Source organism: Actinocrinis sp. (assembly GCF_035650855.1).
GTDB lineage: Bacteria > Actinomycetota > Actinomycetes > Streptomycetales > Catenulisporaceae > Actinocrinis.
Genome location: NZ_DASRGV010000078.1, coordinates 1 through 16,228, shown reverse-complemented (window position 1 = coordinate 16,228; position 16,228 = coordinate 1). Strand labels below are relative to the sequence as shown.

Below are 16,228 nucleotides of genomic sequence, written 5' to 3'. Positions count from 1 at the left end.
GTCCTGCGGAACTTGAAGTCGGCGCCGTAGGCCTCGTCGGCCGCGACCCAGGCAGCCGGCAGACCAGCATCAAGCAGCCTGGTCACCATCGCTCGGGCCAGGGCTGGCTTGGTCCTGAACTCCCGGTCGGCCGGTATCTTCGCCGCCGCGCACCGCTGGGCATCATCAGTCCAAGACTTCGGCAAGTACAACTCCCGGTCGATCAGCGCCCGGCCGCGGCGGGAGGCGTAGGCGGCGAACACGCCGATCTGGCAGTTGTCGACCTTGCCAGAGGTGCCGGTGTACTGCCTGGCGACCCCGGCCGAAGTCACGCCCTTCTTGATGAACCCGGTGTCATCGACGATCAGAACCCCGTCGGGCTCGCCCAGTCGCTCGGCCACGAAGTCGCGCACATCGTCGCGCACCGCGTCGGCGTCCCAGGTCGAGCCGGCCAGCAGCCGCTGCAGACCGTCCGGGGTCGCGTGGCCGGCGTACTCGGCCAGCTGCCATCCGTTCTTCCTGCTCACCGGCCCCAACAGCCCGCGAACGTAGTCGCGCATCCGTAATCGCGGCTCACGACGATGAAACCGCTCCCCGAGCCGCAGCAGCAGCGACTCCAGCTCCGATTGCCACACCCCGACCTGCTCGATGTCCTCGACTATCGCCATGACCTGCACAACGACGAATCAGGCCACTGAGTCACCCGGAGAACGGACCCAAATCCGCGCAGACGATCACGGGCCCGCACTACAATCACCACGGGCCCGCTGACCAGCACAAACACCGAACCGCTGCTGGAGTACTAGGAGAGCCACCGTGAACCGCAAGATCTCCTTGGCCACCGGCGCGATCGCCGCGTCAGTCCTCGCGTTGTCCGGATTGACCGTCGCGAATGCGCAGACCTCGACCAGTACCGCGGCGCGCGGTACCGCCGCGGTGCGGGTCGCCGGCGAGAGCGCCACCGCCCGGCACGAGAAGCAGCAGGTGCTGGCTCTGCTCGCCGCGTACGCCAGCGGCGACCAGGGCGCCTTCAACGTGATCAACCCGAAGAAGTTCATTCAGCACGATCCGGCCGTCGCCGACGGCCTTGCGGGCCTCAAGGCCTGGCTCGCCGCCGCCCCGGCCGGCTCGATCGTCGTACATCCCGTGCGCGTGCTGGTCGACGGCGCGTACGTGTTCGTGCATTCAGAGACCGACCTGCCCACCGGCAAGACCACCTCCTGGGACATCTTCCGCTTCGAGCAGGGCAAGATCGTCGAGCACTGGGACAGCCGCCAGCCCCTCGAGCCGGCCAACGGCGCGGGACACACCGAGCTCGACGGCCCCACCCAGGCCACCGACCTGGGCGCGACCGCGGCCACCAAGCGCCTGGCCTGGACCGCCATGACCGACTTCCTGATCGACGGCGACGTCTCGGTGTACGGCGAGCCGATGTGGAACGCCGATGGGTACATCCAGCACAGCGAGGGCACCACCTCCGACGGCATAGCCGGCAGCAAGCCGATCCTGACCCAGTGGATCGAGGACGGCACCCTGGTCTACAACAAGATCGAAAAGGTTCTCGGCGAGGGCGACTTCGCACTCGTCATCAGCCAGGGCAGCTTCGCCGCAACGCCGTACTCCTACTACGACTTCTTCCGGATGGCCGACGGCCAGATCATCGAGCACTGGGACATCCTGCAGCCGCTGACGCCCATCGCCGACGCGAAGAACACCAACACCCAGTTCGACTTCCCGCAGGATGAGCCCGCGGTCGACCGGTACTGAGATCGCACCCTTCCGGGCCTGCCCGCTAGAGCCGAATCGGTGTTCTACCAGGCGGGCCCGCGTCAATCGATCAGAAGGCCCTCCGCTCAACCTGGAAGGATCCACATCGTGAAGATCGCCATCATCGGTGCCGGGAACATGGCCCGGGGTATCGCCACCCGCGCGCTGGCCGGCGGCCACGCCGTGACGCTCACGGCGAAGGACCAGGCCAAGGCGGTCGAGCTGGCCGAGCAGCTCGAAGCGTCCGCGGTCGGCGCAGCAAGCGTGAACGCCGCCGAGAGCACGTCGGCGGTCGCGGACGCCGAGATCGTCGTGCTGGCCGTGCCGTACGCCGCCGCCAAGCAGATCGTCGCCGGCTACGGCACACAGCTCGACGGCAAGATCGTCATCGACATCAGCAACCCGGTCAACGCCTCGTTCGACGCCCTGACCGTCGAGCCCGGCACCTCGGCCGCGGAGGAGATCGCGAAGCTCGCGGCGCCCGGGACGCACATCGTCAAGGCATTCAACACGACGTTCGCCGGAACGCTGGTGCTCGGCCAGGTCGACGGAATCCCGCTGGACGTGTTCATCGCCGCAGACGACGACGGCGCGCGCAAGCAGGTCGCCGCGCTGGTCGCCTCCGGTGGCCTTAACCCAGTGGACGTCGGGGCGCTCAGCAACGCGCGAGGGCTGGAAGGCTTCCAGCTCCTGCACATGGCGCTTCAGCTGAGCGGGGGCGGGCATGGCTGGATGAGCACGATCAAGATCGTCGCGTAGGGGCGGGAAGACCGAGGATGAGCACCCCAGGGTCCGAGGTCGCTCCGCCGTAGCGCGCGGCGATCTGCGCGTCGGCCGTATACGCCGGGGCGTTCACGTGGACGCCGCTCACCAGTCGGCTCGAGACGGTCGGCGCGACGACGATGCCCACGACGGTGATCGCCAGCCAGGCCGCCATCGCCTTCCACCTGTGCCGGACCACCCACGCGCTGAGCCTTTCCACCACTTCCTCCTCAGGTCGGCTTGCTCGACCCGGAGGCTAGGAATCGGCGCCTTACCTCCCGCTTACGCGCAGGTCGGCGGCGCAACACGCTGCTCGGGCGTTGCCCTCAGGTCAGGGCGCGCAGCTCGTGCGAAGCCTGGGTGATGAGCGCCGCGAGATCCTGGGCCGAGGTGCCGGTCCACGCGCGGCTCGCCCGTTCGAAGACGGCGGCGCCCGCGCGGGCAGCCAGCCGTGCGGTGGGCTCGGGGATTGCCCGCTGTTCGAGTGCGGCGACGAGGGCTTCGGTCAGCGTGGCCGACTTGGTATGGGCCCTCTCCTGCAGCGCGGGAGAGGTCGCGATGATCTTTGCCCGCCGTTCGGCTACGGGGCGGCCCGCGACGAACAGCGGTATCGCCGCGGTGTAGGCGCGCAGGATCAGTGAGAGCGGTGAGAGCGCGTCCGGTGCCGACGCGATCGCGGCGATCATGACCTCTCGCAGCTCTACCTCACCGTCGAAGAGCACCTCGCGCTTGTCGGCGAAGTGCCGGAAGTAGGTCCGCTCGGTCACCCCGGCCCGGGCGGCGATCTCCGCGGTGGTCGTGGCGTCGTAGCCCCGCTCGGCATAGAGGTCCAGGGCCGCTTCACGCAGTCTCGCCCGCGCCTGGGCGCCGCTTCTCGGCATGGTCGCATCCTACTTGGCGTCAGTCGCTGACGCTTCCGTGATAGTGTCAGTGACTGTCGCTACGACTTGGAGGAGAGACCGTGCCCGCTGTTTCGTCTCGCGTCATCCGCTTCCACGAGATCGGGGAGCCCCTCGACGTGCTGCGCCAGGAGCGCATCGAGATCGCGGACCCGCCCGGCCGCAACGTGCGCGTACGGGTCCTGGCCGCTGGGCTCAACCCTGCGGACTGGGAGCTGTGCCGCGGATTCATGCCGGGAACCCTGCCGCGCGGGATCGGCTACGACGTGGCCGGCACCGTCGAGGCGGTCGGCCCGGACGTAGCTGTCCTCGACGAGCACACCGGTGCCGATCGCGAGCCTGATCGCGGGAGTGTCGGGGTCGGCGACGTCGTCTTCGGGACGGCCGACTTCCTCGGACAGCCGAGCGCCGGCGCGGCCGACGTCGCCATCCTGAACAACTGGTTCCCGCTGCCTGCCGGACTGGACCCGGTGCAGTCGGCCACCTTGCCGATGGTCGTGCAGACGGCCGCATGGACGCTCGAGCTGATGGACCTGCGCCCGGGCGCAACGCTCCTGGTCCACGGCGCCGGCGGGATGGTCGGTTACGCCGCCGTGCAGATCGCGCTGCGCCACGGTGCCCGCGTGATCGCCACCGCCGGTCCCACGTTCACCGCGGACCTCGAGGGCTTCGGCGCACGCGTGACCACCTACGGCGAGGGCATGCCCGCCCGCGTGCGCGCGCTCACCGGCGGCCACGACGTCGACCTCGTGCTCGACACGCCCCGCCCGAGCCCGGGCACGCTGCCTGACCTCATCGCCCTGGCCGGCGGTGACCCGCGCCGCGTGGTGACGATCAGCAACCATGAGGAGGCCCGCAGCCTCGGCGCCCGCGTCAACATCGACGAACTGCGGCCCGGCCTGACCCCGCCGGCCGTCCTGCTGCCGCGGTATGCGTTGCTCGCCGCCCAAGGAGCGTTCCGTCTGCCGATCGCGAAGTCGTACCCGCTTGAGCAGTGGCGCGAGGCCGTCCAGCTGAGCCTCTCGGGCAACCCGCACGGCAAGGTCGTGCTGCTGCCCGGCCTCGGCGAGGAATGAGCGAAGGCGCGCTCTGGCCTAGCATCCTGCTGTGACGAACGCGACGAACGCACCCAGCGACCCCGGCGATCTCGTGCTGTGGCAGGGATGGGAGCCGCGGCGCGCCGTCGACCTCGAGCAGGCCATCGCCCTGCTGACAGGCTCGGAGCACCGGGGCGAGCTGTTCGTCCTCGACGGCGTCGCGGCCCGTGGGTTCCGCCCGCCGCGGCTTCTGACGGTCACACCGGTCGTGTGCGCGACCGCGCCGGAGCACGAGACGCCGGACGAGCTGCGCCAGGTGTGGGCGGTGACCTACCGTCAGATCGCCGAGACCGCTCCGCGGCAATCCGCGCCCTATGCGATCTACCTGCTGGGCGTGAACCCGCCCGACGGGCTCTCACCGGAGGAGCTCGCCGAGTTCAACAGCTTCTATACCGATGTACACCTTCGCGAGGTCGCCGAGCGGCGCCATGCGCTGCGAGCCGTCAGATACGAGCGAGTCGAGGTGATCAAGCCGCCGTATCCGTCGGCGCCGTCCTATCTAGCCGCCTACGAACTCGACGAAGCCTCGGCGGCCGTGCGCAGGCACACCGGACCCGCGTACAGTCGCGGCCCCGCCGTCTGGCAGCAACACACCACGCCGTGGCGGCTGTGGTACATCCTGCGTTCGAGCGCTGCTTAGCGGGCGCCTGCTCAGCTGAGGGCAGACCCTGAGCGGTCGCAGATGCCGTCCTCTGCCAGGCAGGCTTCGACTCGATCGGCGTCGGGCCGCATGCCGAGCTGCCGGAAGATCTCCGAAGCGCGGGCGAGGCACTTCCTGCCGGCGCCGGGGTCGCCCTGGTGAAGGAGGCATCGGCCGATGCCTTCCTGGGCGCGGGCTTCGTCTTCGAGCTGGTGGACCTCGCGGCTCAACTGCAGCGCATCGCGGTACAGCGCGAGGGCGTGCTCGGATTCGCCGGTGGCGAGGAAGACTGCGGCGTAGTGGTTCAGCGCCCAGGCCTCGCCGCCGCGGAAGCCGAAGTCGCGGAAGCGATTCACCGCCTCCTGCAGGTCGCGTAGCGCTCCGCGGTGGTCGCCGATCGCCAGCCGCACCGCGCCCAGCTCGGTCAGATCGTTGGCTTGGCCATGGTGGCTGCCCAGGCCTCGATCCAGCTCCAGGGCTTCGCGCAGGGCCCGTATCGCGCCGGGGAAGTCGCCGGTCACGCGCCGCAGTGTCCCGAGCGAGGCGAGGGCGGAGGCCTGGCCGAATCGGTCGCCCAGGTCCCGGGACAGCGACAGCGCCGCCGCCAGGTCCTGCGCCGAGTGCGCGTAGTCGCCGGCCGCGTGTCGCAGCGACCCGAGCTGGACCAGGGTCTTGGCCTGGCCGTGGCGATCGCCGAGCTCCTGGAAGAGGCGCAGGGCGGCTTCCTGGTCGCGGATGGCGCCCGGGCGGTCCCCGGTCATCCTGCGTTTGCCGCCCAGGGCGTTGAGCGCGACGGCTTGGCCCCGCCGGTCGTCGAGGTCGCGGAACAGGCGTAGGGCGGCTTCCTGGTCTCGGATCGCGCCCGGGCGGTCGCCGTTGAGGGACCGTACGTTCCCCAGGTCGATCAGGGCATTGGCCTGGCCGCGCAGGTCGCCGAGCTCCTGGAAGAGGCCCACGGCCTGCTGCAGGTCTTGCGCCGCGACGGGGTTCTCGCCCACCGCGCCGCGTTCGGTCAGGGCGCCGGCCTGGGCGCGGCGGTCGCCGAGGCGGTCGGCGGCGGCCACGGCTGCGGTGTGGATGCTCACGGCTTGGCGCCAGGGCCCGTCGGAGCGCAAGATCGCGGCCAGGCCGGCGCTAAGGGCCACGACCCGTGCGTCATCGGAGCCGGTGGTGGCGTGGTGAAGGCAGGCCAGCAGGTTCGCGCGCTCGGCGCGCAGCCACGCCGCGGCCGCTTTGGGGTCGGGCAGCACGGGGGAGTAGGGCACATTCGGGCTTGCGCGCGTGCCTGTGCGTGCGGGTTCGGCGCGGGTGTGCCGGGTGATCAGCGCCTCAGCGCGCAGCGCGGTGTGCTGGTAGTAGTTCTCCAGCCGCTTCAGCGCTGTATCGTGCTGGTCGGCGGGATCTTGCTGGGCCAGGGCGCGGGCGTGCAGGCGGATCAGGTCGTGCAGTTGGTAGCGGCCCTGGACCGGTTCGGTGAGCAGGTTGTGATCGACCAGGTCCTGCAGCAGGTGCGTAGCGGCGGCGGGGTCGGTGCCGAGCAGTGCCGCGGCGGCATAGGCGTCGAAGTCAGGTCCCGGGCTGAGGCCCAGGCGGCGAAAGAGCTGTCGTTGCTCGTCGCCCAGGGTGCGGTAGGACAGGTCGAACACGGCGGCCAGGTCCCGCTCCCCATCGGCGAAGCCTTCCAGCCCCGGGCGGTCTTGGCGCAGGGTGTCGGCAAGGTGCCGCGTGCTCCAGGCGGGGCGGTGGCGGATGAGCGCGGCGGCGATGCGCAGTGCGAGCGGCAGGCACCCGCACAGGCGCGCGATCTGCTCCCACAGCGGATCCTCCGCGTCACCGCGCTCGGGGCCGGCGGCCTGGCGCAGCAGGGCGACGGCGTCCGCGAGGGGCAGCTGCTCCAGAGCCAGGGTGTGCGCGTCATCGAGAGCTTTAAGGCGCTTGCGGCTGGTGATCAGCACAAGGCACGTGCCGCTGCCGGGCAGCAGGGGCCGCACCTGCGCCTCGGCGGCGGCGTTGTCCAGCACGATCAGGGTCCGGGTGCCGGCCAGGCGGTCGCGGTAGACGGCGGCGCGGGCGTCGAGCTGCGCGGGGATGCGCTCGGGCGGCACGCCCAGCCCCTGCAGCAGCACGGCCAGCGCGTCTGCCGGTTCCCGCGGCGGCAGCCCCTCGGTGTGGCCGTGCAGGTCAAGGAACAGCTGCCCGTCCGGGAACCGGTCGGCCAGCAGGTGTCCCGCGTGCAGCGCCAGCGCGCTCTTGCCGACCCCGGCCATCCCGTTGACCGCCGAGATCACCGCCACCCCCGCACCGTGCTCGGCCGGCACAGTGTCGGAGGCGAGCGCGAGCAGCCGTGAGAGTTCTGCGGTGCGACCGGTGAACACCCTGGGCGCGGCCGGAAGCTGCCGCGGGGGCGCCGGGCCGGTCGGTCGGGGCGTGTGCTGCTGTGCCGCGAGAGACAGCGCGGGGTCGTGCTGCAAGATCTGCTGATGCAGCCGCTGCAGCGGTACGCCGGGATCGGCACCCAGCTCCTCGGCCAGCCGCCGGCGGATCTGCGCGTAGTGCGCCAGCGCGTCGCCCTGGCGGCCGGCCCGGAACATGGCGAGCATCACCTGCCCGGCCAGACGCTCATCCAGCGGATACCGGCCCGCCCGGTCGGCGAGGTCGGTGAGCAGCTCTGCGTGCCGCCCTTGGCGTAGCAGGATGTCGGTCAAGTCGAGCCGCGCGGCGCGGCGTTCGCCGTCCAGCGTGGTGCGCAGCGCGTTGAGCCAGGGCGTGTCCAGTCCGGCGAACGGTTCGCCGCGCCACAGGAGCAGAGCGCGCTCAAACAGTTCGGCGGATCGGCCGTCGGAGTCGACGTTCCGCGCCTCGGCGAGCAGGGCGCGGAACCGGTGCGCGTCGATCGTTTCCGGGTCGGCGGTCAGCCGGTAACCGGCCGGCTGCCGCACGATGGCGACGTCGCCCGCGGCTGCCAGCACGCGGCGCAGCATCGTCATGTTGTGTTGGACGGCGGCGCGCGGGCGCTTCGGCAACCGACGGGCGCCCCAGACCCGGTCGACGATCTGGTCGACCGAGACCAGCCGGTCGGGCTCCATGAGCAGCACCGCCAGCGTGCACTGCAGCTGCGCGTGTCCCACCGGGACCGGCCGCTCGTCGACCCGGACCTCGATGTCGCCCAGCAGCAGGAATTCCACCGTCATGCAAGGGCCCCAGCAACCTCGCGGGCTCGGGTGAGTACGAACCCTGGTTGCAACCGATCCCACCAGGCGATGCAAGCATTGTCAAAGGTCTGTGAACGCAGCGTGGGCGACGCTGGCGCCGTAGTCCCTGCTCGGGATTGCACGACGGCAAAGGAGCACGCATGACCAGTCGATGGCGCATCCCGGTCGCCGCCCTCGCCCTCGCGCTCGGCTGCCTGACGGCGGCGGTCGGCCCGGCCGACGCGTCGCAGTCGGCGCACGGCGCAGCCGCTCAGCCCACGGTGGGGACCATCCACCCCCGCGGCGTGCCCGCCGGGTTCAATCCAGGCGGCGCGACGAACAGCGTGCCGGGCGCGCTCGCCAAGAGGGCCGGCACGGTGCGCAACGCGATCGCGACACGCAACTGGTCCGGATATGTCAGTACGGGGGCCAACGGCTCCTACACCGGCGTTTCGGCACAGTGGCGGCAGTCGGGCCTCAACTGCACCGATCCCAACTCCGTCCAATACGTCTCGTTCTGGGTCGGCCTGGACGGCTTCAACGGCTCCTCGGTCGAGCAGACCGGCACGCTCGGCATCTGCGACGGCACGACGCCGCTCTACTACGCCTGGTATGAGATGTATCCGGCCCCGCCGGTCTACTACAACGTCACGGTGGGACCGGGCAACATCATGTACGGAGCCGTGATCTACGACGGAAACGACAACTACACGCTGAACCTGTCGCTGGTCAACGGCAACCCGTTCTCGGAGAGCGTCACGGTCAACCAGCCCGGCCTGGCCCGCTCCTCGGCCGAGGTGATCACCGAGGCGCCGTCGATCAGCACGGGCATCGCGCCGCTCGCGAGCTTCTCGCCCGCCTGGTACCGCACGGCGTTCGCCAACGGCGCGCAGTTCAACGTCCTGAACCCGACGCCGCTGGTCATCGCGGACGCGGCCGGCAACCTCCAGGACACGACCAGCAGCATGAACACCGGCAACAGCGGATTTATCAACACATGGATAAGTAGCAGCTGATCGGTGGTGTGGGGTGGGATGTCGGCCGGTAACCGGGTTTGCGGTTACCGGCCGATGTCGTGCAGCTGAGCGGGAAATGATCGGAGCTGCGGTTCACTCGACGAGTAGGACGAGTTTGCCCCGCACGGTCCCGGCTTCGCCGACGCGGTGCGCCTTGGCGACCTCATGCAAGGGGAAAGTCTGGCCGACCGTGACGGCGAAGCGCCCTGCTTCGGCCATCCGAGCGACCTGGGCCAGCGCGTAGGTGGCGCGGCCGGAATCGCCGCGGCTGAAGCGCACACCCGTGCGCTGCGCGCCGACCGCGTCGGCGACGGTGATCACGTTCTCCGGCGCGCCGGTAAGCTCCACGAGCTCGGGCAGCACGCCGCTGCCTGCCACGTCCAGCGCGAAGTCGACACCCGACGGGCTGATCGCCCGAACGCGTTCGGGCATGCCGGCGCCGTACGCCACCGGCTCGGTGCCGAGGGAACGCAGCGCATCGTGCGTGCCCGCACTGCCCGTGCCGATAACGCGTGCGCCGCGCTCCACAGCGAGTTGCACGGCAGCGCTGCCGACACTGCCGGACGCCCCGTTGATCAGCACGGTGCTGCCGGCCGTGACGCCGAGCTGGTCGAGCGCGCGTGCTGCGGTCTCGGCCGCGGCGGGGATCGCCGCGGCGCGCGCGAAGTCGAGCGCGCTGGGGATCGGAGCCCAGGAGGACAACACGGCCAGCTCCGCTTGGGCGGCGCCGTAGGGCGAGGCTCCGAAGACCCGGTCGCCGACCGCGACACCGCGGGCACCGTCGCCGATCTCGTCGACGATGCCCGCGGCTTCGTAGCCCAGGGTCTGCGGCAGCTGGCGGTCCATCAGGCCCTGGCGCTTCTTCCAGTCGCTGGCGTTGATCCCGGCGGCACGCACCCTGATCCGGATCTCCCCGGCACCGGGATGCGGATCGGGGAGTTCGACGATCTCAAGGACCTGCGGGGCGCCAAACCGGCTGAACTGCACTGCCTTCACGACACACTCCTTCGAGGGAAGAAGTGGCGGATCGTGCGAAGCCGCGTATGCGCGCGCTGCCTGCCGGTCTGCGTGACTGACTTGCTTCCGCTCGGCGCCGGCAGCGCGTTTCTACTCCTATGCGTTGATCATACGCAGTCGCCGTTGCGGGGCGAGTGTCGATCGAGCCGAACACGATCTCGGTCTCGACGCGCGGGAGAGGGGCGGCGACGGCGAAGCTGGACATTCGGCGCTCGCGCGCCTAGCGTCACCGGCGTCAGTCATATACAAGAAATTGACTAGGTGAGGTGGCTGGGATGCATCCGTTCCGCAAGGCCGTCGAGGCGCGGGACCACGAGGCGGTGATCGCGCTGCTGGCCGACGGCGTCGTGTTCACCAGCCCGGTCGCCTTCAAGCCCTACCCCGGCAAACCGATCACCGCCGCGATCCTGCGCGGCGTGCTGCGCGTGTTCGAGGACTTCACCTACATCCGCGAGATCGCCAATCCGGACGGCCGCGACCTGGCCCTCGTCTTCACCGCGACCGTGAACGGCAGAAAGCTGACCGGGTGCGACTTCCTGCACTTCGACGAGGAGGGCAAGATCGACGACTTCACGGTCATGGTGCGCCCGCTCTCCGGGGCCAACGCACTGGCCGAGGCCATGAACGCCCAGTTCGACCGGATCGCCCGGGAGGCGGCCGAGGGCTCGTGACACGGTGCCGGGGCATGATGCAGTGATGTCATACAATTCCTTGATTAGCCGACGGGAGGGCTGAGCACCGGCATGGCACTGCGCAACGCGCTGCTGGCGACGCTCCTGGAAGGCGAGGCGTCCGGCTACGACCTGTCCAAGAGCTTTGACGCGTCGGTCGCGAACTTCTGGATGGCCACCCCGCAGCAGCTGTACAAGGAACTCGAGGCCATGCAGGCCGAGGGGCTCGTGGCGGCCCGGATCGTGGAGCAGGACCGCAGACCGAACAAGCGGGTCTACCGCCTGACCGAGGCCGGCCTCACCGCGCTGCGCGAGTTCACCGCGCAACCCGCCAAGGTCACCGCGATCCGAGACGAACTGCTGGTCAAGGTGCAGGCGGTGGACGTCGGAGATCGCGAGGCCGTGCTCGCTGCAATCGCACAGCGCCTCGAAGTCTCGCGCGCGAAGCTGGCGCGCTACGACCGGATGCGGGCTCGGCTGCTGGCCGGGCGCACCGAGGAGGAGTACTTCGAGGAGGTCGAGCGCGTGGGGCCGTACCTGACGTTGATGCGCGGCCGCGCGTTCGAGAAGGAGAACATCCGCTGGGCACAGCGGGCGCTGGAGGTGTTGGAGAAGCGGTCGGCGCGCGAGGGGTGAGGACTATTCAGTGATCAGTGAAGGGTGGGGCGATGCTGAGCGGCGGCGGGCCGGCCGCTTTCGCTGGTCCGGTCGGCCCGCCGCCGAGGTTTCAATGGGTGCTCAGGCAGCCGCGCGGTACCAGGTTGTGGTGGTCGTGCCGCCGGGGGCACCGCTTGAAATGACGGCCTGGCCCCACTCGGCCGGAGCGTCGATCGGCGGGCCGTCGAAGACGGTCGCGCACACGTACTGTCCGCGGCGGAACGCGATCGCATCCTCGCGCTGGATCTCCAGCCACACCAGCGGGGCGTCCGGGTCGAGGCGTCGGCGTTCGCCCAGTGCCCGGCGGTAGAACGCGAGCACTGAGTCGGGGTCAGCATCCTGGCGGTCGACGCTGTAGTCGGCGAACCAGGGGGGCTGGGGGAGCCAGGGGGCTGCTACATCCGACTGGTCGTCTTCGTGCCGGGCGGGGAGGCTGAAGCCGAAGTTCGGGGCGTCGGCCTGCCAGGGCAGCGGGACGCGCGAGCCGTCGCGGCCGTGCTCCGTGCGTCCCGAACGCTCCCAGATCGGATCCTGGCGCGCGTCGTCGGGCAGGTCCTGGACCTCGGGCAGGCCGAGCTCCTCACCCTGGTAGAGATACGCCGCGCCGGGCAGCGCGAGCATCAGCAGCAGCGCCGCCTTGGCTCGCTTGATCCCCAGCTGCACATCGACCGCTCCGCGCGCGCGGGTGCGCAGCGCGTTGGCGTCCGCCGTGCTCAGCGGCTCGGGATCGGTCAGGCCGTACCGGGTGACCGCCCGGTGCACGTCGTGGCTGTTGAGCGTCCACGCGGGGACGCCCTCGGCGTGCTTGAGCGCGTCCACGCAGTCGGTGATGGAGGTGCGGAACTCGCGGGCGTCGAAGGACTGCTGGAGCAGGTCGAAGTTGAAGACCTGGTGCAGCTCCCCGGGCCTGATGTAGTCCGCCGCCTCGGCCGGAGGCAGCCAGACCTCGCCGACCAGCGCCAGCTCGCGGCCCTCGCCGTAGCTTTCGGCCAGCGCGCGCCAGCGGCGGAAGATCTCGTGCACCCCGGGCTGGTTCCACAGGTACGGGTTGTCCCCGGCCGGGTCCTCGAGGTCCGGCAGGTCCGGGTGCTTGACCATGGCGTAGGCGACGTCGATGCGGAAGCCGTCCACGCCACGGTCGAACCAGGTGCGCAGCACCTCGTCGAACATGTCCGCGACCTGCGGGTTCGCCCAGTTGAAGTCGGGCTGGCTGGCATCGAAGCTGTGCAGGTACCACTGCTCCGGCTCGCCGTCCGGGGCGGTGAGCCGGGTCCACGCCGGGCCGCCGAAGGTGGAGCGCCAGTTGTTCGGGGGCTGCGACCCGCCGGGGCCGCGGCCGTCCCGGAAGATGAACCTGGCGCGTTCATCCGAGCCGGGGCCGGCCGCGACCGCGCGGCGGAACCACGCGTGCTGCGCCGAGCAGTGGTTGGGCACCAGGTCCATCAGCAGCTTGAGCCCTCGGGCGTGCGCGGCGTCGCGCAGCGCCTCGAACGCGGGCATCCCGCCGTAACGCTCGTCGATGACGGTGTAGTCGGCCACGTCGTAGCCGCCGTCCCGGTTCGGCGAGGGGTAGCACGGATTGAGCCAGACCCCGTCCACGCCGAGGCCGGCGATGTGGTCGAGGCGGGCCGCGATCCCGTTCAGGTCGCCGATGCCGTCGCCGTTCGCGTCGGCGAAGGAGCGCACGTACAGCTGGTAGATGACGCCGTGGCGCCACCAGGCCGGCCGCGGTGCCGGAGCCGTGATGTTCTCGGACAAGGTGTCAGCCGCTTCCCGTGAGGTGCTGTCCTGGCAGCGTGCTGTCAGGACAGGGTGAGGTTGTCGAGGTTGATCGCGTTCCGGCTGCCGGTGTCGTCCCATATGACCACCGTGTGCAGTCCGGCGGTCAGCGTCACCGGGACGGTGACCGTGCTCCAGGCGTCCCAGGTGCCCAGGGTCGGGAAGCTCGGCGTGGCCACCTGGTTGCCGTCCACCGCGACGATGCGTGAGGCGTCGGTGCCGCCGTTGCCGTAGCGGAAGACCAGGTTGTGGGTGCCTGTGGTGGTGGCGTTGACGGTGAAGGACACGCCGCTGTTGGCCAGGTAGAAGTTGTCGACGAAGCCGCTGCCGGTGTAGCCGGCGTGGTTGGTGTTGGTGCCGACGTTGGTCAATACCGCGTTCTCGGCCTCGTACTGGTTGTTCGCCGGGGTGTTGAACGTGCGGTCGATGTAGACCATGTCCCAGTTGTTCAGGGACGGCACGGTGAAGGTGATGTAGCGTCCGTTCGCGTCGCTGGCCACCGTGTAGCTCAGGCTGGTGCTGGTGCCGTGCGCGGTGTCCGGTGAGGCGACGTGTACGGCGGTCGGGTTCTCGTCCGGGCCGAGGTAGTACTTCACGGCCAGGTTGCTCTGCGCCGGGGGTGTGGCCTTGCCCGCGTCGCGCCAGGTGCCGTCGTTGCCCAGCAGGTTCACCAGGTGGATGACGTCGTCGCTCGCGGTCTTCTTCAGGTCGGTCCACACGGTGCCGCCCGAGGCGTTGCCGCTGGTGCTCACGCCCGCGATGGACAGGAACTGGCTGCCGGAGTCCACCGAGTGAACGTCGGGGCCGTAGAGCAGGTTCTCGTAGCCGGTGATGAAGTCGTAGTAGTCCTTCATCCAGGAGTGCAGCTGGTTGGTCATCTGCTTGCTGTGGTCCGGGAAGTACGGCGCGGCCAGCATCTGGTCGCCCTGGCCCATCTCGATGTGCGTGGCGCCGGAGGCGGCGAACGCCGAGTCGGCCAGCTCGACGGAGGTGGTGTCGAAGGTGCCCAGCACCAGGTTGTCGAGGTTGATGTAGCCGGAGTCGGTGGAGCCGACCGCGACGGTGACGGTGTGCGTGCCGGCGGACAGGGTCGGGGTGACGATGTCGGCGTTGGTGTACCAGTTGTTCCAGTTGTTGCCCGTGTCGAACGGGAACTTCACGTCGCCGATCGGGCTGCCGTCCACCGAGATGGTGCGGGTGGCGTCGCCGCCGGTGGCGTTGGCGAAGCGGAAGACCAGGCTGTACTGGCGGGCCTCCGGCGCGCTGACGGTGAAGGTGACGCTGTCGCCGACCTGCCCGAAGTTGGCCACGAAGCCGCTGCCGGTGTAGCCGGGGTGGTCGTTGGCGAAGGACACCGCGCCGCCGAAGGTTCCGTTCTCGGCCTCATAGGAGGGTCCTGCGTCGTCCTTGGAGTTGACGTACGCGGCGACTTCGGAGGGGATGCCGCCGGAGGCCTGCTCCTGGCTGTCGATGTAGGACTTCACCGCGAGGTAGGTCTCGTGGTTGTCCCAGAGCTCCGAGTACAGGTAGTCCGAGGCCTTGGCCGCGGCGACGTTCGGGCCGCCGAAGCCGTCGACCGCGTTGAAGCCCACGACCTTGCCCGAGGTGCCCGACAGCGCGCTCTTGGTGGCCGTGACCAGGGAGGCCAGGCCCGATTGCAGGTCGACCGGGTTGCCGGAGGTGTCGGTCATCGCGCCCCAGTTGCCCAGCTGGTCCAGGTGCGCGCCGTCGAAGCCCATGGAGTTGACCTGGTCGGCGTACTTGGCGGTGATGTAGTTCTGCCAGGAGGTGTTGGCCGGGTTGAACATGTACATCACGGTGTTCGGGTCGTCCGGCTTCATCTGGAACGACCACGGCTGGCCGGTGGACTGGTAGTTCAGGCCCCAGCTCGGGGAGACCCCGGAGACGCTCTGGTAGTTCTGCAGCGCGGCGTACGACATCGAGTACGGCATGGCCGCGACGCTGCGGCCGTGCGCGGCGGCGATGTAGGTCTTGACCGCGTTGGTCGAGATCACGTCGCCGTTCCAGCCGGTCCAGGTGGATGGCAGGCTGCCGTCGGCGTTGTGCTCGACCGGGTTCTCGTGCCGCCACATCCAGTCGTAGAACTGCACGGCGTTGATGTGGTAGCGGCGCACCAGGGTGGCTATGTCGGCGTCCGCGGAGGCGCTGGTGGTGGAGGAGGTGTACGAGGTCAGATACCCGAGCCTCGGGAAGTGGGTCCAGGTGCTGGAGACGTCGATCGCGGTGGCGGCGGTGGAGCTTCCGGCGCTGATCTGCACCAGGTAGCCGGTGAAGTCGGTGCTGGGCGGGGTGACCGAGAAGGTCACGGTGCTGGTCGCGTTGGCCGCCACCGTGGCCGGGACCGAGCCGGAGGCGACCGTGCCGCCCAGGTGCGTGACGGTGTAGTTCACGTTGCCGGACCACGATCCGGCGCCGCTGGTCTCGTGCACGACCGCGGAGACGGTGGCGGACGAGCCGGGGTTGTAGCGGGCCTGGTCGACGTAGGCGTCGGTCAGGCTGACCGTGCCGCCCGCGGCGTGCGCGGCGGGGGCCGCGCTCAGCAGGCCGGCGGCGGTGAGCAGGGCCAGGGCGCCGATCATGGCTCTCGGGCGGCGAATGCGTCGTTGCATCGTTGGCTCCATGGGGGCGGTCATCAGGGGTGGGTGGCGCGGCTCGGGTCGATCAGGACGAGCTGCCACAGGTGCGGCGCGGGCAGCTGCGCGTAGGCGAAGTCGCCGTCCAGGGTGACCTCG

At 70.0% G+C, this 16,228-nt stretch carries 14 protein-coding genes; 7 read left to right on the top strand and 7 right to left on the bottom strand.

Annotated elements, in window-relative coordinates:
• The coding region (locus tag VFB40_RS06240) for an IS701 family transposase (protein ID WP_324848333.1) at positions 1-647 on the bottom strand (647 nt) is incomplete at its 3' end.
• Between the two features lie 148 nt (positions 648-795).
• Here VFB40_RS06240 and VFB40_RS06235 point away from each other — a divergent pair.
• Together VFB40_RS06235 and VFB40_RS06230 are read left to right on the top strand one after the other, a co-directional pair.
• Positions 796-1,746, top strand: coding sequence for a nuclear transport factor 2 family protein (locus VFB40_RS06235; protein WP_324848332.1), 951 nt, complete (start codon positions 796-798; stop codon positions 1,744-1,746).
• 108 nt (positions 1,747-1,854) lie between these two features.
• Positions 1,855-2,505 (top strand): NADPH-dependent F420 reductase, encoded by a 651-nt coding sequence (locus VFB40_RS06230; RefSeq protein WP_324848331.1) that lies wholly within the window; start codon positions 1,855-1,857, stop codon positions 2,503-2,505.
• Here VFB40_RS06230 and VFB40_RS06225 read toward each other — a convergent pair.
• On the bottom strand, positions 2,489-2,728 hold the full coding sequence (locus tag VFB40_RS06225) for a hypothetical protein (protein WP_324848330.1): 240 nt from the start codon (positions 2,726-2,728) through the stop codon (positions 2,489-2,491). The genes VFB40_RS06230 and VFB40_RS06225 overlap by 17 nt on opposite strands.
• 106 nt (positions 2,729-2,834) lie before the next feature.
• On the bottom strand, positions 2,835-3,389 hold the full coding sequence (locus VFB40_RS06220; protein ID WP_324848329.1) for a TetR/AcrR family transcriptional regulator: 555 nt from the start codon (positions 3,387-3,389) through the stop codon (positions 2,835-2,837).
• Positions 3,390-3,469: 80 nt separating this feature from the next.
• Here VFB40_RS06220 and VFB40_RS06215 point away from each other — a divergent pair, with 80 nt between their 5' ends.
• Together VFB40_RS06215 and VFB40_RS06210 are read left to right on the top strand one after the other, a co-directional pair.
• Positions 3,470-4,483, top strand: a complete 1,014-nt coding sequence (locus tag VFB40_RS06215) for an NADP-dependent oxidoreductase (protein WP_324848328.1) — start codon at positions 3,470-3,472, stop codon at positions 4,481-4,483.
• Between the two features lie 31 nt (positions 4,484-4,514).
• Positions 4,515-5,144 carry a hypothetical protein gene (locus VFB40_RS06210; protein WP_324848327.1) on the top strand — a complete coding sequence of 210 codons (630 nt, stop codon included), beginning with the start codon at positions 4,515-4,517 and terminating at the stop codon, positions 5,142-5,144.
• A gap of 11 nt (positions 5,145-5,155) precedes the next feature.
• Here VFB40_RS06210 and VFB40_RS06205 read toward each other — a convergent pair whose 3' ends face one another.
• Positions 5,156-8,335: an AfsR/SARP family transcriptional regulator gene (locus tag VFB40_RS06205; protein ID WP_324848326.1), complete on the bottom strand. Its 3,180-nt coding sequence runs from the start codon at positions 8,333-8,335 to the stop codon at positions 5,156-5,158.
• A gap of 161 nt (positions 8,336-8,496) precedes the next feature.
• Here VFB40_RS06205 and VFB40_RS06200 point away from each other — a divergent pair, with 161 nt between their 5' ends.
• Entirely contained in the window at positions 8,497-9,351 is an 855-nt protein-coding gene (locus tag VFB40_RS06200) for a G1 family glutamic endopeptidase (protein ID WP_324848325.1), read from the top strand.
• Positions 9,352-9,444: 93 nt separating this feature from the next.
• Here the strand turns inward: VFB40_RS06200 and VFB40_RS06195 are convergent, their stop codons facing one another.
• The gene (locus tag VFB40_RS06195; RefSeq protein WP_324848324.1) at positions 9,445-10,347 is read right to left on the bottom strand and encodes an NADP-dependent oxidoreductase; all 903 of its coding nucleotides are present in this window, start codon (positions 10,345-10,347) and stop codon (positions 9,445-9,447) included.
• A gap of 296 nt (positions 10,348-10,643) precedes the next feature.
• On the opposite strand from VFB40_RS06195, the gene VFB40_RS06190 reads away from it, so the two are divergent.
• A complete protein-coding gene (locus tag VFB40_RS06190; RefSeq protein ID WP_324848323.1) occupies positions 10,644-11,039 on the top strand; it encodes a nuclear transport factor 2 family protein in 396 nt (131 codons plus the stop codon).
• 72 nt (positions 11,040-11,111) lie between these two features.
• Positions 11,112-11,675 carry a PadR family transcriptional regulator gene (locus tag VFB40_RS06185; protein WP_324848322.1) on the top strand — a complete coding sequence of 188 codons (564 nt, stop codon included), beginning with the start codon at positions 11,112-11,114 and terminating at the stop codon, positions 11,673-11,675.
• A 102-nt stretch (positions 11,676-11,777) separates the two neighbouring features.
• Here VFB40_RS06185 and VFB40_RS06180 read toward each other — a convergent pair whose 3' ends face one another.
• Together VFB40_RS06180 and VFB40_RS06175 are read right to left on the bottom strand one after the other, a co-directional pair.
• Positions 11,778-13,454, bottom strand: coding sequence for a glycoside hydrolase family 13 protein (locus VFB40_RS06180; protein WP_324848321.1), 1,677 nt, complete (start codon positions 13,452-13,454; stop codon positions 11,778-11,780).
• 44 nt (positions 13,455-13,498) lie between these two features.
• Positions 13,499-16,105 carry a glycoside hydrolase family 66 protein gene (locus VFB40_RS06175; RefSeq protein WP_324848320.1) on the bottom strand — a complete coding sequence of 869 codons (2,607 nt, stop codon included), beginning with the start codon at positions 16,103-16,105 and terminating at the stop codon, positions 13,499-13,501.
• Positions 16,106-16,228: the final 123 nt, after the last annotated feature.